At 65.3% G+C, this 18,513-nt stretch carries 18 protein-coding genes; 11 read left to right on the top strand and 7 right to left on the bottom strand.

Translation table 11 applies throughout. The features are described from left to right. Window positions 1–90: 90 nt before the first annotated feature. A complete protein-coding gene (rnr, locus tag AC3IPP_RS10865; protein ID WP_489149012.1) occupies window positions 91–2,406 on the bottom strand; it encodes a ribonuclease R in 2,316 nt (771 codons plus the stop codon). 111 nt (window positions 2,407–2,517) lie between these two features. On the opposite strand from rnr, the gene AC3IPP_RS10860 reads away from it, so the two are divergent. Genes AC3IPP_RS10860 through AC3IPP_RS10850 form a run of 3 tightly spaced genes read left to right on the top strand, consistent with a single transcriptional unit; the run spans window position 2,518 to window position 6,383 of the window. After that, window positions 2,518–3,921: a pyridoxal-phosphate dependent enzyme gene (locus tag AC3IPP_RS10860; RefSeq protein ID WP_087141354.1), complete on the top strand. Its 1,404-nt coding sequence runs from the start codon at window positions 2,518–2,520 to the stop codon at window positions 3,919–3,921. Between the two features lie 4 nt (window positions 3,922–3,925). Next, window positions 3,926–5,089: a cystathionine gamma-synthase gene (locus AC3IPP_RS10855; protein WP_489149011.1), complete on the top strand. Its 1,164-nt coding sequence runs from the start codon at window positions 3,926–3,928 to the stop codon at window positions 5,087–5,089. A gap of 55 nt (window positions 5,090–5,144) precedes the next feature. Then, on the top strand, window positions 5,145–6,383 hold the full coding sequence (locus tag AC3IPP_RS10850) for a mechanosensitive ion channel family protein (protein ID WP_489149010.1): 1,239 nt from the start codon (window positions 5,145–5,147) through the stop codon (window positions 6,381–6,383). A 98-nt stretch (window positions 6,384–6,481) separates the two neighbouring features. On the opposite strand, the gene AC3IPP_RS10845 is transcribed toward AC3IPP_RS10850, so the two are convergent. The 4 genes from AC3IPP_RS10845 to AC3IPP_RS10830 form a co-directional block, all read right to left on the bottom strand. Then, the gene (locus tag AC3IPP_RS10845) at window positions 6,482–6,694 is read right to left on the bottom strand and encodes a cold-shock protein (protein WP_003164457.1); all 213 of its coding nucleotides are present in this window, start codon (window positions 6,692–6,694) and stop codon (window positions 6,482–6,484) included. A gap of 169 nt (window positions 6,695–6,863) precedes the next feature. Further along, window positions 6,864–7,070 carry a hypothetical protein gene (locus AC3IPP_RS10840; protein WP_087141357.1) on the bottom strand — a complete coding sequence of 69 codons (207 nt, stop codon included), beginning with the start codon at window positions 7,068–7,070 and terminating at the stop codon, window positions 6,864–6,866. 64 nt (window positions 7,071–7,134) lie between these two features. Continuing rightward, window positions 7,135–7,839, bottom strand: a complete 705-nt coding sequence (locus AC3IPP_RS10835; protein WP_087141358.1) for a TorF family putative porin — start codon at window positions 7,837–7,839, stop codon at window positions 7,135–7,137. Between the two features lie 35 nt (window positions 7,840–7,874). Then, a complete protein-coding gene (locus AC3IPP_RS10830) occupies window positions 7,875–8,801 on the bottom strand; it encodes an NAD(P)H-dependent flavin oxidoreductase (protein ID WP_087141359.1) in 927 nt (308 codons plus the stop codon). Window positions 8,802–9,060: 259 nt separating this feature from the next. Here AC3IPP_RS10830 and queF point away from each other — a divergent pair, with 259 nt between their 5' ends. The 3 genes from queF (at window position 9,061) to AC3IPP_RS10815 (ending at window position 12,333) form a co-directional block, all read left to right on the top strand. Next, the gene (queF, locus tag AC3IPP_RS10825) at window positions 9,061–9,522 is read left to right on the top strand and encodes a preQ(1) synthase (RefSeq protein WP_489151059.1); all 462 of its coding nucleotides are present in this window, start codon (window positions 9,061–9,063) and stop codon (window positions 9,520–9,522) included. Window positions 9,523–9,622: 100 nt separating this feature from the next. After that, window positions 9,623–11,380 carry an AIPR family protein gene (locus AC3IPP_RS10820; RefSeq protein WP_489149009.1) on the top strand — a complete coding sequence of 586 codons (1,758 nt, stop codon included), beginning with the start codon at window positions 9,623–9,625 and terminating at the stop codon, window positions 11,378–11,380. A 95-nt stretch (window positions 11,381–11,475) separates the two neighbouring features. Beyond that, the gene (locus AC3IPP_RS10815; RefSeq protein WP_489149008.1) at window positions 11,476–12,333 is read left to right on the top strand and encodes a DUF817 domain-containing protein; all 858 of its coding nucleotides are present in this window, start codon (window positions 11,476–11,478) and stop codon (window positions 12,331–12,333) included. Between the two features lie 136 nt (window positions 12,334–12,469). Here the strand turns inward: AC3IPP_RS10815 and AC3IPP_RS10810 are convergent, their stop codons facing one another. Then, window positions 12,470–13,072, bottom strand: a complete 603-nt coding sequence (locus tag AC3IPP_RS10810; RefSeq protein WP_489149007.1) for a nitroreductase family protein — start codon at window positions 13,070–13,072, stop codon at window positions 12,470–12,472. Window positions 13,073–13,117: 45 nt separating this feature from the next. Between AC3IPP_RS10810 and AC3IPP_RS10805 the strand changes: the two genes are divergently transcribed. The 3 genes from AC3IPP_RS10805 to AC3IPP_RS10795 all read left to right on the top strand — a co-directional run bounded on the left by AC3IPP_RS10805 (window position 13,118) and on the right by AC3IPP_RS10795 (window position 14,894). Then, window positions 13,118–13,747, top strand: a complete 630-nt coding sequence (locus AC3IPP_RS10805; RefSeq protein WP_489149006.1) for an NUDIX domain-containing protein — start codon at window positions 13,118–13,120, stop codon at window positions 13,745–13,747. 29 nt (window positions 13,748–13,776) lie between these two features. Then, the gene (gene cysE / locus AC3IPP_RS10800; RefSeq protein WP_087140084.1) at window positions 13,777–14,598 is read left to right on the top strand and encodes a serine O-acetyltransferase; all 822 of its coding nucleotides are present in this window, start codon (window positions 13,777–13,779) and stop codon (window positions 14,596–14,598) included. Window positions 14,599–14,687: 89 nt separating this feature from the next. Further along, window positions 14,688–14,894 (top strand): DUF3126 family protein, encoded by a 207-nt coding sequence (locus tag AC3IPP_RS10795; protein ID WP_003164469.1) that lies wholly within the window; start codon window positions 14,688–14,690, stop codon window positions 14,892–14,894. Window positions 14,895–14,974: 80 nt separating this feature from the next. Here the strand turns inward: AC3IPP_RS10795 and AC3IPP_RS10790 are convergent, their stop codons facing one another. After that, entirely contained in the window at window positions 14,975–15,571 is a 597-nt protein-coding gene (locus tag AC3IPP_RS10790; protein ID WP_489149005.1) for a hypothetical protein, read from the bottom strand. Window positions 15,572–15,652: 81 nt separating this feature from the next. On the opposite strand from AC3IPP_RS10790, the gene AC3IPP_RS10785 reads away from it, so the two are divergent. After that, a complete protein-coding gene (locus AC3IPP_RS10785; RefSeq protein WP_489149004.1) occupies window positions 15,653–16,519 on the top strand; it encodes a 50S ribosomal protein L11 methyltransferase in 867 nt (288 codons plus the stop codon). Window positions 16,520–16,683: 164 nt separating this feature from the next. Beyond that, on the top strand, window positions 16,684–18,507 hold the full coding sequence (locus AC3IPP_RS10780) for an aminopeptidase P family protein (RefSeq protein WP_489149003.1): 1,824 nt from the start codon (window positions 16,684–16,686) through the stop codon (window positions 18,505–18,507). The last annotated feature ends 6 nt before the right edge of the window (window positions 18,508–18,513 follow it).

The following is an 18,513-nucleotide window of genomic DNA, read 5'->3' as shown; positions in this document are numbered from 1 at the left end:
TCAGCCGTTCTGCCTGCTGACACAGCCCCCTCATCCGACCTGCTCCGCAGGCCACCTTCTCCCTCGAGGGGAGAAGGGAAACAGCATCGTTCACCGCCGCTTACCCTTTCGGACGCCCTTCAGGCCGCCGGAGGGCTTGGCGCCGTTGCGGGGCTTGGGGCCGCCGGGGCGGCCTTTTCCACGCTTGGGCGGGCCGTCTCCACCGCGTCCGCGCATGCCGTAGCGCGGGGCCGGGGCGTTCGGATCGCGCGGATCGGGTTCGGACAGCATTTCCAGCACCAGACCGCCGGTGACGGGCGTGGCCTCCATCAGCCGCACCTCGACGCGGCGGCCCAGCGGGAACCGCTTGCCGGTGCGTTCGCCGACCAGGGCGTGGGTGCGGTCGTCGTGGGTGAAATATTCGTCGCCCAGCGTCGAGACGGGCACCAGGCCGTCGGCCCCCGTCTCGTCCAGCCGTACGAACAGGCCGAAGCGGGTGACGCCGGTGATCCGGCCGCTGAAGGTCGCGCCGACGTGCTCTTCTAGGAAGGCGGCGATGTAGCGATCCATGGCGTCGCGCTCGGCGGCCATGGAACGGCGCTCCGTTTCTGTGACGTGATCGGCGATGCCGCCCAGTTCGGCGATCTCACGGTCGGTCAGGCCGTCCGAGCCCAGGTTCAGCCCCCGGATCAGTCCGCGATGGACGATCAGGTCCGAATAGCGCCGGATTGGCGAGGTGAAGTGGGCATAGCGGTCCAGGTGCAGACCGAAGTGGCCGACGTTCTCGGGGCTGTAGATGGCCTGCATCTGGGTGCGCAGGACGACTTCGTTGACGACCTCGGCGTGCGGGGTGTCGCGGGTCTCTTCCAGCAGCTTGTTGAAGCGTTTGGTGTTCGGCGCCTCGCCCTTGTTCCAGGGTTTACCAATGGTGTGCAGGAAGTCGGCCAGGTTGAAGATCTTCTCCTGGCTGGGCGTGTCGTGGACACGATAGATCAGCGGCGTGCGCGTCTTCTCCAGCGTTTCCGCGGCGCAGACGTTGGCCTGGATCATCATCTCTTCGATCAGGCGGTGAGCTTCCAGCGACTTGCGCGGCTCGATGGCGGCGATGCCGCCGTCGGGGGCCATGATGATCCGGCGCTCGGGGCTTTCGATGGCCAGGGGGCTGCGGCGCTCGCGGCCCTTCAGCATGGTGCGATAGGCGTTCCACAGCGGATAGAGGATCGCCTCCATGATCGGCCCGGTCGCGTCGTCCAGAAGGCCGTCGATGGCCGATTGCGCCTGTTCGTAGGACAGCTTGGCGTGCGAGCGCATCAGGCCGCGCGTGAACTTGTGCCCTGTCTTCCGACCGTCCTTGTCGAAGACCATGCGCACGGCCATGCAGGCGCGGTTCTCGCCCTGCTTCAGGCTGCACAGGCCGTTGGACAGCACTTCAGGCAGCATCGGCTCGACCCGGTCGGGGAAGTAGGTCGAGTTGCCCTTGGCCCGCGCCTCGCGATCCAGCGCCGTGTTCGGGCGCACATAGGCGGCGACGTCGGCGATGGCGACCCAGACGATCCAGCCGCCTGCATTGGCCGGGTCTTCGTCACGCTCGGCATAGACGGCGTCGTCGTGGTCGCGCGCGTCGGCGGGGTCGATGGTGATGAAGGGGACGTGGCGCAGGTCTTCGCGCCCCTTCAGCGTCGGGACAGCCTGTTCCTCGGCCTCGCGCTCGACGGCTTCAGAGAAGCCGGTCGGCACGCCGTGGGCGTGGATGGCGATGATGGAGGCGGCGCGCGGGTCGTCTTCGCGGCCGATGTTCTCGAGGATCTTGCCGCGCTTGGGACCATAGCGATGCTCGCCCTTCTCGATGGCGGCCAGCACCAGATCGCCGTCGCGCAGGTCCGTCGCCTGTGCGGCGGGGACCAGAAGGACGTCCTTGGAACGCTTGTCGACCGGCTCGACCCGGGTTTCGCGCGCTGATTTTCGGATGACGCCCAGAACGCGGTTGGTCCCGGCGTCCAGCCGCTTGACCAGGCGCGCCTCCCAGCCTTCGACGCCCCGGCTGAACTTGACCAGCAGGCGGTCGCCCATGCCGGGCGCCGGGCCGCGACCTTCGCGGTCAGGCATCAGGACGGCGCGCGGCGCGTCATCGCTGCTCTTGACCAGTTCGACGTACAGCTCGCCGTCGGCGTCGCGATCCACCACGTCGACCACGCCGACCGGGGGCAGGGCACCGGCTTCGGAAAAGCCCTTGCGGCCGCGCTTGCCCAGGCGGCCCTCGGCCTCCAGCTCCTTCAGCATTTCGCGCAGGGCGCGGCGCTCGGCGCCCTTCAGGCCGAAGGCGCGGGCGATGTCGGCCTTTTCGGCTTCTCCGGCCTCGCGCAGGAAGGCGACGAGGGATTCTTTGTCGGGTAGGCCCGCGACGGGGCGTTTCGGTGTCTTGACCATTGCGCCCTTTCTAACGCGCTTCGCGGCGAAAGGGTGAAAACTTGCATGAGTTGACCGCGAGGGGCGCGACGCCCAGCTTCACTCGAAACCCGTGCAACGGAGCCTGCCTTCATGTCGATGTCCGACGCCCCTGTCCTGTCCCGCCCTGTGGGGTCGCTGCTGGACCTGATCGGCAAGACGCCGATGGTCGAGGTGACGCGGATCGACACCGGCCGCTGCCGTCTGTTCCTGAAGCTGGAGAGCCAGAACCCCGGCGGCTCCATCAAGGACCGCATCGCCCTGTCGATGATCGAGGCGGCCGAGAAACAGGGCTGGCTGAAGCCCGGCGGGACGATCGTCGAGGCGACCGCAGGCAACACCGGCCTGGCCCTGACCCTGGTCGGCAAGCAGAAGGGCTACAACGTCCTGCTGGTCATTCCCGACAAGATGTCGAAGGAGAAGATCCAGCACCTGCGCGCCATGGGCGCCGACGTGCGCCTGACCCGTTCGGACGTGCCGCACGGCCACCCCGAATACTACACCGACATGGCCGAGCGTCTGGCTCAGCAGATTCCGGGCGGCTATTTCGTCAACCAGTTTGCCAACGACGCCAACTCCGAGGCCCACTTCAAGACGACCGGACCCGAAATCTTCGAGCAGATGGACGGGGACATCGACGCCTTCGTCGCCGGCATCGGTTCGGGCGGAACGATCACGGGCAACGCTCAGTATTTCAAATCGCAGGGGTCCAAGGCGAAGATCATCCTGGCCGACCCGGTCGGTTCGGCCCTGGCGGGCCTGATCAATGAGGGCGTGGCCGGGCCGGACGGCAGCTATACCGTCGAAGGCATCGGCCAGAACTTCATGCCGGACACCGCCGACGCCGACCTGATCGACGTCGCCTATTCCATCCCCGACGCCGAGGCGATCGCCACGGTGCGCGAGCTGCTGCTGAAGGAAGGCATCCTGGCGGGCTCGTCGTCGGGCACCCTGATCGCCACGGCCCTGCGCTGGTGCCGCGAGCAGACGGAACCGAAGCGGGTCGTGACCTTCGTCTGCGACACCGGCGCCAAATACCTGTCCAAGGTCTACAACGACGCCTGGCTGGCCGATCAGGGCCTGACCCAGCGCGAACTGCACGGCGACCTGTCGGATCTGATCAACCGCAAATACGCCGCCGGCGACGTGGTGGTGATCGGGCCGGAAGACACGCTGGACACCGCCTTCAAGCGGATGCGCGGCGACGGCCTGTCGCAACTGCCGGTCATCCAGGACGGGCGTCTGGTAGGGATTCTGGACGAGAGCGACATCGTTCACATCATGAACACCGACGACATCACGCGTCAGGAACGTTTCGCCAAGCCCGTGTCCTCGGCCATGACGCGCGACCTGGACACGCTTCAGGTTACGGAGTCCCTGGACGCCCTGATCCCGGTCTTCGACCGCGACCGCGTCGCCATCGTGCTGGACGGCGAGACCTTCGTCGGCCTGATCACCCGCACCGACCTGATCAACCACCTCAGCCTGAACCGGTAAGCCCATGTCTGAACTGAAGAACCGCCAGGGCTTCTCGACCCGCGCCATCCACGCCGGCCAGAAGCCCGACCCGACCACGGGCGCGGTGATGACGCCGATCTACGCCACCTCGACCTACGCTCAGGAAAGCCCGGGCGTGAATAAGGGCTATGAATACGCCCGCGGCAAGAACCCGACGCGCGAGGCCTTCGAGGCCTGCATCGCCGATCTGGAAGGCGGGGTTCAGGCCTTCGGCTTCGGCTCGGGCATGGCGGCGACCTCGACGGCGCTGGAGCTGCTGGACGCCGGGTCGCACATCGTCACCGGCGACGACCTGTACGGCGGCTCGTGGCGGCTGTTCGAGCGGGTGCGGCGCCGGTCGATGGGGCTGGACTTCAGCTACATCGACCTGACCGATCTGGCGACGGTCGAGGCGTCGATCACCGATAAGACGCGGATGCTGTGGGTCGAGACGCCCACCAACCCGCTGATGAAGCTGGCCGACATCGAGGCCCTGTCGAAGATCGCCAAGGCGCACAAGTTGATCCTGGTGGTCGACAACACCTTCGCCACGCCGTGGAGCCAGCAGCCGCTGGCGCTGGGCGCCGACGTGGTCATGCACTCGGCGACCAAATATCTGAACGGCCACTCCGACATCGTCGGCGGGGTCCTGGTGGCCAAGGACGCCGAGATGGCGGCCCAACTCAAGTTCCTTCAGAACTCCATCGGCGGCGTCATGGGGCCGTTCGACGCCTTCCTGGCCAACCGGGGGCTGAAGACTCTGGGCCTGCGCATGAAGGCGCACAACGAGAACGCCCTGGCCGTCGCCCGCTGGCTGGAAGAGCGGAAAGGCGTCGCCAAGGTCATCTATCCGGGACTGATCAGCCACCCGCAGCACGAACTGGCCGCGCGCCAGATGAACGGTCGCTTCGGCGGCATGGTCACGGTGCTGATCGACGGCGATCTGGAGCGCACCAAGCGCGTGCTGGAGCGGGTGCAGGTCTTCACCCTGGCCGAGTCGCTGGGCGGCGTGGAGAGCCTGGTGAACCACCCGGCCATCATGACCCATGCATCCGTGCCTAAGGAGGTGCGTGAGGCCGGCGGCGTCACTGACAACCTGATCCGCCTGTCGGTCGGGGTCGAGGACATCGACGATCTGATCGCCGACCTGGATCAGGCCATCGGCTGACGCTGATTGACGCGCCGGGGTTCAAATCCCCGGCGGCCCTGCCTAGGCTGGGGCCATGTTTGATTTCGACGCCATGCGTGATCGCCTGGCGGAGTTTCCGATCGCGGAGATGCTGATCGGGCTCTGTCTTCTCGCCCTTGTCGCCTTTATCGCGGACTTTGTGGTCCGCCGCATCCTGACCCGGCTGATCCTGAGAGTGGTCGGCCGGGCGGTGCACGATCTCGACATCCTGCTTCGGCCGGTGGTGCGCAGCTTCACTCGTGTTGTGCCCGCCATCATCATCCATCAGGGGGTCAGCGGCGTGCCGCATCTGGCGCCTGGCGCCGTCACCCTGGTCCAGAATGTGGCCGGGGCCTTCATGATTGTGGCTGTGGCCATCGGCATTGGCGCCGGTCTGGACATGGCCAACGCCATCTACGCCCGCTCGCCGCGCGCCCATCGCCGCAGCATCAAGGGCTATCTGCAGGTCCTGAAGATCGTCATCTACGCCGTCGCCACCATTCTGGTGATCGCGGCCCTGATCGACCGCTCGCCGCTGCTGTTGCTGTCGGGCCTCGGGGCGCTCGCGGCGGTGCTGATGCTGGTGTTCAAGGACACCATCTTGTCGCTGGTGGCCTCGGTTCAGCTGAATTCCAACGACATGCTGCGCGTCGGCGACTGGATCGAGATGCCCCAGGTCAACGCCGACGGCGACGTCATCGACATCGCCCTGCACACGGTGAAGGTCCAGAACTGGGACAAGACCATCACCACCATCCCGACCTGGCGATTGATCAGCGAGTCCTATCGCAACTGGCGCGGGATGCAGGACAGCGGCGGACGGCGCATCAAGCGGTCGCTGCTGATCGACCAGACCAGCGCGCGCTTCCTGACCGAGGCTGAGCGCGAGCGGATGCGGCGTTTCCTGCTGATCGACGACTACCTGGCCGACAAGAGCGCCGAGATGGCCGACTGGAACGCCAAGCTGGCCGCCGCCGGGCGCGACCCGGTCAATATGCGGCGCTCGACCAATATCGGCGCCTTCCGCGCCTATGTGCAGAACTATCTGGAGAACCACCCCGGCATTCGCCAGGACATGACGCTGCTGGTGCGTCAGTTGCAGCCGACCGAGACGGGGCTGCCGCTGGAAATTTACGCCTTCACCGCCACCGTGGCCTGGGCTGAGTATGAGGCGATCCAGGGCGATATCTTCGATCACCTGCTGGCGATCCTGCCTGAGTTCGGCCTGCGCCTGTTCCAGTCGCCCAGCGGCGCGGACTTCGGCCCGTTGCGGCCCCTGGCGATCGCAGCCTAGGGCGCAAAAGAAAAGCGCGCAGAGGGCGGACCCTCTGCGCGCTTCAATCCTATCATCGTCGGCCCGTCATTGCTGACGTGGCCGGCGATGGAGCCGGATCAGCCTTCGGTCTTCAGTTGACCAGCCGATTCCTTGCCCGAGCGACGGTCGCGCTCGATTTCGTAGGAAACCTTTTGGTTTTCGTCCAGGCCGCGCAGGCCGGCTTGTTCAACAGCCGAGATGTGGACGAAGACGTCCTTGCCGCCGTCGTCCGGCTGGATGAAGCCGTAGCCCTTGGTGGAGTTGAACCATTTAACAGTGCCGGTAGCCATTTTCAGGACCTCCGCTAGAAGTTGGCCTCAGAGAACGTCCCTGAAGACCTGTCGGGTCTGTATGGATCGGCTTAGACCTCGGTGCGCGGGGCAGAAGGCAGAGCGTTACGCAGAGAGATCGACCCCTCTAGGGTGGACCCTCTGGTGTTCTAATGCAAGAGCTGGGGCGTCAGGGCTCGGCCGTTTCCGGCGGCGACACCCAGTTCTCCTGACACAGCTTACGCAAGGCCGAGGTGATGGTCGAGCCGTAGAGCGCATCCTGAATCCGCTCATAGCCCTCCAGCTTCAGGGCCTGTTTGACATCCCCCACTGTCCGGCAGGAGCCGCTTTCGGCCAGTTGGTACGCACGTTCCAAAGTCGTCGGTCGAAAAGTCATGACCGCAGCCTAGGCCCTTTCGGGCCAAAGGTGAAACCGGGCGCCTGAAACGCGGCGTGGCGGATCAGAAGTAGACGCTGATCCCGGCGACCAGGGCGTCGGCGTATTGTTCGCCCGGAACCTTGGCGTTGGTGCCGTGCCAGCGCAGTTCGGCCTCCAGCTTGGGCGTCAGGGCGTAGGTCGCGCCGATGTTGTAGCCGGTGTAGTCGACGCTGTTGTCCTGCTCGCGGCGACCGATCTCGGCCGAGACGTTCAGCTTGTCTGTGAAGTCCCAGCCGCCGCGCATCGCCACCCAGGTCCAGGCCTCGACCGAACCGGCGCCGTCGGGCGAGTGCTGCAGCCGCAGGCGTGCGCTGGCCGGGCCGATCGAGCGCTTCATGTCGGCCGTGAACTCCCAGGCGTTGGCATCATAGCCGGGGTTGGCGTCCACCCGCCACTTGTGCGCGACGTTCAGGTCGAAGTCGAAGCCGGCCCACTGGGGCTTCACCCCGCCGGTCAGCTCCAGCTCCAGCTCCGAGCCGCCGCTCTTGATCGTTTCGGCGGCGGGGCTGACGTAGAAGAGGCCGCTTTCGCTTTCCCATTCCGCCGCGCCCCACACGAAGGCGTCGCCGTCCGACTTGGAGGCGTCCTTGGAGCGGTTGTCGCTGGCGGCGCCGGCGCTGAAGCTCCAGCGGCCGGGCATCTCTTGCGCCTGGGCCGTCGAGGCCAGGATCAGGAGCGGGGCGGTCGCCAGGACGGTCGTCTTCAGGGCGGTCGTCAGGATGCGCATGGTCGGCCTCGATAGGGGAGTGTCGAGGCCGCTTCCTAGAGGCGCTTCTTGTCGAATTTATCACAGGCTTGCGAAAACTCGTCCGTCAGCCGAGCGACAAGCTGAGCCGTCGTCGGCACGTCGTGGATGGCGCCCGAACCCTGGCCCGCCGACCAGATGGTCTTCCAGGCCTTGGCCTCTTCGCCCATGTCCAGCTTGTGCTCGGGCAGGGATTTGGGATCGATCTTGTTCTCGACCAGGGAGGGGGTCAGGAAGTTGGCCGGAATGCCCGAGACGGCGGGCGTATAGGTGATGTCCGCCGAGCCCGACTGGACGATCAGATCCTTGTAGTGCGGCTGGGCCGCGCTCTCGGTCGTGGCGATGAAACGGGTGCCCATATAGGCGAAGTCGGCCCCCATCATCAGCGCCGCCGCCACGTCCTGGCCGGTCGACAGGGCGCCCGCCAGGATGATGGTCCCGTCATAGAAGCTGCGGACCTCATTGATCAGGGCGAAGGGGTTCACCACGCCCGCGTGCCCGCCCGCGCCGTTGGCGACCAGGATCAGCCCGTCGACGCCCGCCTCGGCCGCCTTGCGCGCATGACGCACATTGGCGATGTCGTGGAAGACCACGCCGCCGTAGCCGTGCACCGCATCCACCACGTCGCGCACGGCGCCCAGAGAGGTGATGATCAGCGGCACCTTCTCCTCGACCGAGACCATCATGTCGGCCATCAGGCGCGAGTTGGTCGGGTGGATGATGTGGTTGACGCCGAAGGGGGCGGCGTCGGGCGCCAGGCGCGACTTGATCTCTTGCAGCCACTCCCGATAGCCCTCGGTCGTGCGCTGGTTCAGCGAGGGGAAGGTGCCGATCACGCCCGCGTTGCAGGCCTCGACCACCAGATCCGGCCCGGACACCAGAAACATCGGCGAGGCGATCACCGGCAGCTTCAGGCCGGACTGGAGGGAAGCAGGAATGGCCACGGGTCGTCTCTCCTGAGTTGCTTTTGACTACGCTAACCAGCTGTCGCCGGGGAAGGCAATGCGTTCCAGCGTCCTTCTGCCCTTGAGGGAGAGGGAAAAAAGAGAGTCCAATTCGTCTGAATCGTCTGAAATCCGCCTCGTCGCCGCACGGCCGTTCTCCCCTTGGCGGGGGCCCAGTCTAGCACGGGTGGAGCGGGGGGAAGGCCGATTGCGGCGGGGCGGCGTTTTCTTTGGCGGGGGGAAGGCCTAAATGGCGAGCATGACGCACTATACCGACAGCCTCAGCCAGCTCGGCGCCCAGACCGCCGCCCCGACCAACCCGCAGGAAGCGGTGCTGGAGCGCGTGCCTAATCCGCACCTCGACACGCTTTATGTGGCGCGCTTCACCGCGCCGGAGTTCACCAGCCTGTGCCCGGTGACGAACCAGCCCGACTTCGCTCACATCGTCATCGACTATGTGCCGGGCGACTGGCTGGTCGAGAGCAAGAGCCTGAAGCTGTACCTGACCAGCTTCCGCAACCACGGCGCCTTCCACGAGGATTGCACCGTCGCCATCGGCAAGCGCCTGGCCGACCTGCTGCAACCGAAATGGCTGCGCATCGGCGGCTATTGGTATCCGCGCGGCGGCATCCCCATCGACGTCTTCTGGCAGACGGGCGCGCCGCTGGAGGGCGTGTGGCTGCCGGATCAGGGCGTGGCGGGGTATCGCGGGCGGGGGTGAGGGGTGATTGTGGAGAGGGATTAATCCGTCCCAGAAAACAGCGCTCGATCTTGCGGCAAAGCTTTGCCATACTGTTTCTTAGCAGCTTTGGTGATTCCTAATGAATGCAACGACTCCAATCTCTTGGGCCCACGCCTATAAAGATCGAGAAGATTTGGCGCAGTTCGGTAGCGCTGGCCTTGCTCTATTCGCGATGGCGCTAAAATTTGGCTATGATGATCTGGAGACAATCGGAGCCGACGCAGTCGTGGACGGTCCCGACGATCGAAGCTGCGATGTAGTTTACATTGATCCTGATCAAAGATTGGCAGTCGTTGCACAGTCCTATCGGGCTGACGCTCCGAAGCAGTCCGCTAACGCGGGCAAAGCGGCGACGCTTCGGCAGGCGCTTTCATATTTGGTTGAGGTGGACCTGGCATCTGTTCCTGAACGGATCAGACCAAGCGCTTCCGCTCTCCGTTCAGCTCTCGCAGATGGCGATATAGATCAAATATACGTTTGGTTTGTTCATAATTGCCCAGGTTCAGAAAATGTTCGCTCGGAATTGAGTGCCGTTGAGCAGACCACGCATTCTATCATTAAATCACGCTTTAATGCGGCTAGCGTAGCCGTATTTGCGGAGGAAATTGCGTCAGAAAATCTTGAAAAACTGTATACAGACACGAATACGCCTATTCTTGTTAATGATGTAGTTGAGTTTGATGCTCGTGCTGGCCTTGAATTCGATGAAGGAGATTGGAAATGTTTTGTTGTTCCTCTCAGGCTTCGTTTATTGCGCTCTCTTTATAAGCAGCACAACACTAGATTGTTTTCCGCGAATGTCCGCGATTTTCTAGGAATGAAATCGGGCGATTCAAACATTAATTATCAAATGCAGCGATCTTTGCAGGAAAAGGCTGTAAATTTCTTTGTATATAATAATGGATTGACAATTCTTACTCATAAAATTGACGCGTCCCGACAGGGCGACGGAACGATGAAGGTCACGGTTCACGGCCTTTCAATTGTTAATGGCGCTCAAACCACGGGTACAATTGGTACGGCTCAAGAGGATCCTCCTGAAGAAGCGTATGTTTTAGCCCGATTTATTTCTACGGCGAGCGAAGACCTCGTCGGAGAGGTGGTTCGCTACAATAATAGTCAGAATGCGGTGACCGCGTCTGATTTTCGGAGCACGGACCCCACGCAGCGCCGCTTGGTGCTCGAGATGGCGGCTATACCAGAAGCTGAATACGATGGGGGACGACGTGGTGGTGTTTCGGCGGCTATCAAGCGTCGTCCTAAACTGTTGCCGTCATATTCCGTAGGTCAAGCTATTGCAGCTGTTCATGGTGATCCGACGGTCGCTTATAATGAGAAATCTGCGATTTGGTCCAGGGATGCTCTGTACAGTCGTTATTTCAACGACAACTTGACTGCGTCCCATATTGTTTTTTGTTATGGTCTGCTGAAAGCGGTCGAGAATGAAAAGAATGCACTTCGATCTAAGGAAAAGGCGGGGGCAGCCTTAACAAATGCAGAAATAGATAAGCTTGAATTTTATCGAAAGCGAGGCGCCGTGTTTTTGCTGTGCGGTGCGGTCGGTGAGTGTCTAGAGACGATCACAAATAGGGTGGTAGCAAACCGGTTTCAGCTTGATTTTTCCCAAAAAATTTCGCCCGAGGAGGCCGCTAAGATATGGGCTCCAACTGTCGGGGCGCTTTCAGGCCTTCACACACACCTAGAAAAGGCGTTCAGCGACGGACTGAAAAATCAAGAGAAGGTGCGCGAAACGCTCCGCGCATTTTCTCAGCTTGTGGCAAGCTTGAGGACCCCATATGCATCCTTCTTTGAGGACGTTGAGCGTAGGCTTTCCTAGTCTTCCTTGTGCATTTGGAGTGACGAGGATGAAGCTGTCATCGAGGAAGGTTGCCATACTAGCGCCTACTCACCCAGATTCAGCATCGCTCACCCATGACCCCATCCTCCCGCCTCCCGCTCGAAGCTTGGGGCCGTCGTCTGATGGCCCGCGCGGAGGCGTGGGCGGACCGCTCGCGCCCGCGCCGTTACGCCTATGAGTTCCTGTGGTTCGGGCTGAAGCAGGGGTGGGCGTGTCTGTTCGGCGGGGCGATGCTGGCGCTGATCCTGGGGACGTTTCTGTTCTGGCCGGATCAGGCGCCGCTGGCGCGCTATGACTTTCTGGTGCTGGGGGCGCTGGGGATACAGGCGGCGATGCTGGCCCTGAAGCTGGAGAGCTGGGAGGAGGCGCGGGTCATCTTCCTGTTCCATGTCGCCGGGACGATCATGGAGCTGTTCAAGACCTATCACGGGTCGTGGATCTATCCGGAAGAGTCGGTGCTGAGGATCGGCGCCGTGCCGCTGTTCTCGGGCTTCATGTATGCGGCGGTGGGCAGCTACATCGCGCGGGTGCAGCGCATCTTCCATATCCGGGTGCGGAACTATCCGCCGCTGTGGACGACGTGGGTGCTGGCGGCGGCGATCTACGTCAACTTCTTTGCGCACCACTGGCTGCCGGACATTCGGCTGGCGCTGTTCGCGGCGACGGGGCTGCTGTTTATGCGGGGGTGGTTCTACTTCACCGCCGACCGGACGCGGCGGTCGATGCCGCTGCTGCTGGGCTATGGGCTGGTGGCGCTGTTCATCTGGTTTGCGGAGAACCTGGGGACGTTCGCGCGGGCCTGGGTCTATCCGGGGCAGGAGGCCGGATGGGAGATGGTCAGCCTGAACAAGCTGGGGGCGTGGTTCCTGCTGATGATCATCTCGGTGGTGCTGGTGTCGATCGTGCACCGGCCGGAGGAGGAGGGGCGCTGATGCGTCCTTCTCCCCTTGCGGGAGAAGGTGGCGGCCGAAGGCTGACGGATGAGGGGTTTTGCAACGGCGGAGAGACCCCTCATCCGACCTCGCTGCGCTCGGCCACCTTCTCCCTCAAGGGGAGAAGGGTGAGGCGTTAGGGCCGGGCCGTCACCTTGTGCTCCAGGTCGGGGCGGGGGCGTTCAAGCGGGGGCTCGGACAGGGAGCCGACGTGGATGAAGCCGGCGATGCTCTCGCCGTCCTCGACGCCGAACAGGGCGACGGCGGCGGGGTCGTAGGAATACCAGTCCGTGATCCAACTGGCCGAATAGCCCAGCGCATTGGCCGCGTGTTCAAGGTTCATGCAGACGGCGCCGGCGGACAGTTGCTGCTCCCACACCGGGACCTTGTGGCCCTGGATCGGGGTGGAGACGACCATGATGGCCAGCGGCGGATTGGCCAGCTTGGCCAGGGCGGCGATCTCCTTGCCGGTGCGGTTCTGGGTTTCGCCCAGCGCGGTCAGGGCCTGCGACAGCTCGGCGCGGCTGCGCGGGCCGAGGATGACGAAGCGCCAGGGGAACAGCTTGCCGTGGTCCGGCGTGCGGGCGCCCAGCAGCAGCATCTGCTCGATCTCGGCGTCCGAGGGGCCGGGCAGGCTCAGCGACTGGGCCGGGGCCGAGCGGCGCACGGCCAGGCGCGACAGCAGTTCTTCCGAACGGACGGGCAGGGGCAGGGCGGAAGCGAGGTCTGACTGGCTCATGGACGATAGCTAGGCTTTCGCGGCGCGCGGCGCCATAGCAGGGGCATGACCGAAATCCGCGACATCAAGCCCCGCTGGGCCGAGAGCCTGCCCGACACGCCGCCGTGGCGCAGCCTGGGCGACAGCGTCCTGGTCGACACGCCCTGGATGCGGGTGACGCGCCACCCGGCCGTCGCGCCGACGGGGGCCGAGGCGGATTATGTGGTCGTGCGGCCGAAGAATGTGGGCACGGGCGTGCTGCCGCTGCATGACGACGGGACGGTCAGTCTGGTCGGGCAGCACCGCTTCGCCCTGATGCGCTATTCGTGGGAGATGCCCGAGGGCGGGGCGCCGCAGGGCGAAGACCCGTTCGGGGCCGTGAAGCGCGAACTGGCCGAGGAGGCGGGGCTGACGGCGGCGCACTGGCGCGCGGCGCTGGACCTGGACCTGTCCAACTCCATCACGGACGAGCGGGCGATGGCCTGGGTGGCGTGGGGTTTGAACGAGACCGAGACGGCGCCGGACGAGACGGAGGTCTTCCTGTCGGCGCGCGTGCCGTTCCGTGATCTGATGGCCGAGATCGCGCGCGGCGCCGTGCGCGACGGGCTGACGGTGGCGACGGCGTACCGCGCCTACCATATGGCGCGGGAGGGCGAACTGCCGGCCGCGCTGGCGCGCGCCATGCTGGGCGCGTAGGGTCGCCGCCTGAAGTCGAAGGAAGCCTGATGGCCAAGCTGGAAGTCGTGCCGAAGCAGCCGGACCTGTGGGCGCAGTTGCGCGTCGCAGCCGAGGACGCTGCGCGCGAGGAGCCGCGCCTGGCGTCGCAGCTGAACGCCGTCGTCCTAGCGCACGAGGATTTCGCCGGGGCGCTGAGTTTCCAGATCGCGCGAAAGCTGGGCGATGCGGAACTGGGGGCCATGACGGTGCGTGAGGTGGCCCTGTCGGCCTTCGCCGCCGATCCGGGCATCGTGGCCGCCGCCGAGGCGGACCTGAAGGCCGTGCAGGAGCGCGATCCGGCGATCCGCTCGCTGTTGCAGCCCTTCATGTATTTCAAGGGGTTCCAGGCGCTGCAGGCGTGGCGCGTGGCGCACTGGCTGTGGGAGCAGGACCGCGACACCCTGGCCTTCCACTTCCAGAGCCGGATTTCGGAGCTGTTCCAACTGGACATCCACCCGGCGGCGCGGATCGGATCGGGCGTCTTTCTGGACCATGGCACGGGCATCGTCATCGGCGAGACGGCGGTGATCGGGGACGAGGTGTCCATGCTGCACGCCGTGACCCTGGGCGGGACGGGGGCCGAGCGCGGCGACCGACACCCGAAGATCGGGCGCGGCGTCCTGCTGGGCGCCGGGGCCAAGGTGCTGGGCAACATCACGGTCGGCGACTACGCCAAGGTAGCGTCCGGCTCGGTGGTGCTGAAGCCGGTGCCGGCGGGCTGTACCGTGGCGGGGGTGCCTGCAAGGCTGGTCAACTGCCCGACCGACGCTACGCCCGCGCGGACCATGGACCATACGCTGTCCGACATCGTCTATGACTTCGTGATCTGAGACGCGGCTGTGGGCTGATGCCGTGCGGGCTTCCAATCGGCAGAGGGCTTCTCTAGGGTCCGCCGCCAACGAGATGAACGAGGCTACCCGTGACCGAGAATGATCTGAAGCGCGTCGAGACGCACCTGAAGCGCACCTTCAACCACGGCGGCATCAAGGTGAAGGCCCGTAAGGTCGCCGATTCCGCCGAAGTCTATGTCGATGACGAGTTCATCGGCGTGGTGTTCGAAGATGAGGACGAAGCCGGCTCCTTCATGTTCGAAATGGCCATCCTGGCGGAAGACCTGCCGGAATAAGCCGACACGGCTATGAGAATTGAAGAAGGCCGGAGAGGGCGTCCTCTCCGGCCTTCTTTGCGTTTGGGATCAGCGCCCGATCACCAGCCGAACAGGCGGGCGAAGAAGCCTTTCTTCTGCGGGGCGGGGGCCTCGACCGGCTTGACCGGCTCGGCGGCGGGCTTGGGCGCGGTCGCCTGAACGGGCGGTTCGACCGGAGCGGGGGCCGCCGCGACGACAGGCTCGGGCTTCGGCGCGGGCTTGGTCTCGGCGATGGGCGCGGGGGCCAGAGAGGCGGCGATCGGCGTTTCGACCGGGGCCGGAGCAGCGGTCTTGGGCGCCGCGGGTTTCTTGGGCGCAGCGGCCTTCTTCGGCGCAGCAGCCTTGACCGTGGTCGCCTTGGCGGCGCTCGGAGCCTTTGGCGTTGCGGGTTTCTTGGCGGCGGGCGCCTTCGCGGCGGCCTTGGGCGCGACGGCGGTCTTGGCCGCAGCAGGCTTGGCCGCCTTGGGAGCGGCCTTGGGCGCAGCCGCCTTGGCCGGGGCCTTGGCGGCGGTCTTCGCCGCGGCGGGGGCCTTTACGGCCTTGGGCTTGGCTTCAGCTTTTGTCGCTGTCGCGCTCGACTTTGCCGCCGGTTTCGGCTTGGAAGCGGCGGAGGCCGCTTTCGCGGCAGGTTTCGTTTCAGACGGTGCTTTGGCCATAAACTCCCCGACCCCTCGTTGGACACGGGCGTAAGAACCAAGCCCGCACTGGCGATTCGTCATTATAACGGTGTTTGAGAAATGTCCGAATCCGCAGTTCAGGTGATCGCGCGCGGCGATCGCGCCCCGGCCGAAGCCGCCGCCGCCGCCATCGACGCCAATCCCCTGTTGGAGAACGCGACCTATTCCATTCTGGAAGAAGACGAGGACAAGGAAATCTGGCGCATCGACGCCTTTCCCACCACCGATGAAGAGGCCGAGGGCATCGCCGAAATCCTGCGCGCCACGCCGGGGCTGGAAGTGGTGGTCGAGAAGCTGGCCGACGCTGATTGGCTGGCCATGAGCCTGTCGGGGCTGCCGCCGGTCGAGGCGGGGCGCTTCTTCGTCTACGGCGCACACGATCAGGGCAAGATCCCCGAAGGCCGGGTCAATCTGAAGATCGACGCGGGCGCCGCCTTCGGCACCGGCCACCACGGCACGACGGTCGGCTGCCTGGAGGCGTTCGATAATCTGCTGAAGACCGAGACGTTCGAGAAGGTTCTGGACGTGGGCTGCGGCACGGGCGTTCTGGCCATTGCGGCGGCGAAGACCGGCTCGCCCATCGCTGTCGGCACCGACATCGACGAGCCTTCGGCCCGCATCGCCAATGAGAATGCGGTGATCAACGACGCCAAGTGCGACTTCTATTTCGCCGATGGGCTGAGCGATGCGCGCATCGCCCAGCACGCGCCCTATGATCTGGTGTTCGCCAACATCCTGGCCGCGCCGCTGGTGTTTTTGGCGCCCGAGATCGGCACCGCGTTGAAGTCGGGCGGGGTGGCCATCCTGTCGGGCCTGCTGCGGACGCAGGAAGAGCGGATTCTGGAAGCCTATCTGCCGCTGGGCTTCGTGGTGGAGCAGACGATCCATCATGATGCGTGGAGCGCGCTGCAGTTGCGTAAATCCTGAGCCTTCTCCCCTGGAGGGAGAAGGTGTCATGCGGAGCATGACGGATGAGGGGGAGGGCGGCATCGCGCACGTCCTTTCCGTCTTGCCTGCTGACACAGCCCCCTCATCCGAGCGCCTCCGGCGCCCACCTTCTCCCTCGAGGGGAGAAGGGATAAGGAACAATCATGCGCCAGACATTCGACGAAACCACCGATCCGTCCTTCGGGGCCAAGCACCTGCCTCTGCTCCGCGCCGAGATGGCCAAGCAGGGTCTCGACGGCCTGCTGGTCCCGCACGAGGACGAGCATCAGAACGAATACCTGCCCGACGCCAATGAGCGGCTGGCCTGGGTCAGCGGTTTCACCGGCTCGGCCGGGGCGGGCGTGGTGCTGAAGGACCGCGCGGCGGTCTTCGTCGACGGTCGCTATACGGTTCAGGCCAAGGCCCAGACGGACGAGGCCCTGTTCGAGCGTCAACCGCTGAACAAGCTGGCTGACTGGCTGGCGGCCGTGCCGTCGGGTTCGGTGATTGGCTATGATCCGCGCCTGCACAGCCCCGATGCGCTGACGAGCCTGCGCGCCGCCGTCGAGAAGGCCGGGGCGAGGCTGAAGGCGGTCGAGGCCAATCCGATCGACCTGGCCTGGGGCGACGCCCGCCCGGCCCAGCCGCAGGCGCCGGTGGTCCCGCACGAAGACCGCTATTCCGGCGAGGACGCCGCATCCAAGCGCGCCCGCATCGGCAAGGCCATCGCCGACGCCGGAGCCGAGGCCGCCGTGCTGACGGCGCCGTCGTCGCTGGCCTGGCTGTTCAACATTCGCGGCGGCGACGTGATCCGCACGCCGCTGCCGCTGGGACAGGCGGTGGTGAAGGCGGACGGGACGGCCAAGGTCTTCCTCGATCCGGCCAAGGTGACGAATGAACTGCCCGGCTGGCTGGGCGACGCCGTGACGCTGGAGGCGCCCGAGGCGCTGCCGGGCGCGCTGGACGCCCTGTCGGGCCGCAAGGTGATGATCGATCCGGCCGTGTCCTCGGCCTGGTATTTCGACCGGCTGGAAGCGGCGGGCGCCGACATCGTGCGCGGCATGGACCCCTGCGCCCTGCCGCGCGCGCAGAAGAACGACGTCGAGATCGAGGGCAGCCGCCGGGCGCACATCCGCGACGGGGCGGCCCTGACGCGCTTCCTGCACTGGGTCGATACGGTCGCCCAGAAGGCGCTGCCGGACGAGCGGGCGGTAGTCGAGGCGCTGGAAGGCTTCCGCGAGGCGACGGGGATGCTGAAGGATCTGTCCTTCGACACCATCGCCGGGGTCGGGCCGAACGGCGCCCTGCCGCACTACAAGCCGGTCGGGGCCAAGATCCGGCCGATGGAGGCGGGTTCGTTGTTGCTGGTGGACGGCGGCGGTCAGTATCTGGACGGGACCACGGACGTGACCCGCACCATGGCCATCGGCGAGGGCACGGCCGATCAGCGTCGGATGTTCACGCTTGTGCTGAAAGGCCATATCGCCATGGCCGTGATCCGCTTCCCCGCTGGGACGAGCGGCCGCCAGCTGGACGCCATCGCGCGCCAGCCTCTGTGGAACGCGGGCTTCGACTTTGATCACGGCACGGGCCACGGCGTCGGGTCGTATCTGGGCGTGCATGAGGGGCCGCAGCGCATCGCCGGATGGGGCACGGACCAGCCATTGCTGACCGGCATGATCCTGTCGAACGAGCCGGGCTATTACCGCGAAGGCGAGTGGGGCATCCGCATCGAGACGCTGCAGGTCGTCACGGCCCCGGCGCAGGTTCCGGGCGGCGAGCGGCCGATGCACGGATTCGAGCAACTGACGCTGGCGCCGCTGGATCGTCGTCTGATCGACACGGCGCTGCTGACGGCGGACGAGCGGGCCTATGTCGACGCCTATCACGCCGAGGTTCTGGTCAAGGTCGGGCCGCTGCTGGCCGACGGCGTTCAGAAGGACGAGGCGGCGCTGGACTGGCTGAAGGCCCAGACGGCGCCGCTCTAAAGGAGA

The sequence above is a fragment of the Brevundimonas sp. KH_060 genome (assembly GCF_057838275.1).
The sequence above is the reverse complement of the archived record's forward strand: the minus strand, read 5'-3'. Positions and strand labels throughout refer to the sequence as shown.

Excerpts from the sequence above, each read along its gene's own strand:
- AC3IPP_RS10785 (WP_489149004.1), top strand. The coding sequence starts at position 15,653 with ATGTCCGAATCCGCAGTTCAGGTGATCGCGCGCGGCGATCGCGCCCCG.
- AC3IPP_RS10835 (WP_087141358.1), bottom strand. The coding sequence starts at position 7,839 with ATGCGCATCCTGACGACCGCCCTGAAGACGACCGTCCTGGCGACCGCC.
- AC3IPP_RS10805 (WP_489149006.1), top strand. The coding sequence starts at position 13,118 with ATGACCGAAATCCGCGACATCAAGCCCCGCTGGGCCGAGAGCCTGCCC.
- queF (WP_489151059.1), top strand. The coding sequence starts at position 9,061 with ATGACGCACTATACCGACAGCCTCAGCCAGCTCGGCGCCCAGACCGCC.
- AC3IPP_RS10860 (WP_087141354.1), top strand. The coding sequence starts at position 2,518 with ATGTCGATGTCCGACGCCCCTGTCCTGTCCCGCCCTGTGGGGTCGCTG.
- AC3IPP_RS10820 (WP_489149009.1), top strand. The coding sequence starts at position 9,623 with ATGAATGCAACGACTCCAATCTCTTGGGCCCACGCCTATAAAGATCGA.
- AC3IPP_RS10840 (WP_087141357.1), bottom strand. The coding sequence starts at position 7,070 with ATGACTTTTCGACCGACGACTTTGGAACGTGCGTACCAACTGGCCGAA.
- AC3IPP_RS10855 (WP_489149011.1), top strand. The coding sequence starts at position 3,926 with ATGTCTGAACTGAAGAACCGCCAGGGCTTCTCGACCCGCGCCATCCAC.
- AC3IPP_RS10810 (WP_489149007.1), bottom strand. The coding sequence starts at position 13,072 with ATGAGCCAGTCAGACCTCGCTTCCGCCCTGCCCCTGCCCGTCCGTTCG.
- AC3IPP_RS10845 (WP_003164457.1), bottom strand. The coding sequence starts at position 6,694 with ATGGCTACCGGCACTGTTAAATGGTTCAACTCCACCAAGGGCTACGGC.
- rnr (WP_489149012.1), bottom strand. The coding sequence starts at position 2,406 with ATGGTCAAGACACCGAAACGCCCCGTCGCGGGCCTACCCGACAAAGAA.
- AC3IPP_RS10790 (WP_489149005.1), bottom strand. The coding sequence starts at position 15,571 with ATGGCCAAAGCACCGTCTGAAACGAAACCTGCCGCGAAAGCGGCCTCC.
- cysE (WP_087140084.1), top strand. The coding sequence starts at position 13,777 with ATGGCCAAGCTGGAAGTCGTGCCGAAGCAGCCGGACCTGTGGGCGCAG.
- AC3IPP_RS10815 (WP_489149008.1), top strand. The coding sequence starts at position 11,476 with ATGACCCCATCCTCCCGCCTCCCGCTCGAAGCTTGGGGCCGTCGTCTG.
- AC3IPP_RS10780 (WP_489149003.1), top strand. The coding sequence starts at position 16,684 with ATGCGCCAGACATTCGACGAAACCACCGATCCGTCCTTCGGGGCCAAG.
- AC3IPP_RS10850 (WP_489149010.1), top strand. The coding sequence starts at position 5,145 with ATGTTTGATTTCGACGCCATGCGTGATCGCCTGGCGGAGTTTCCGATC.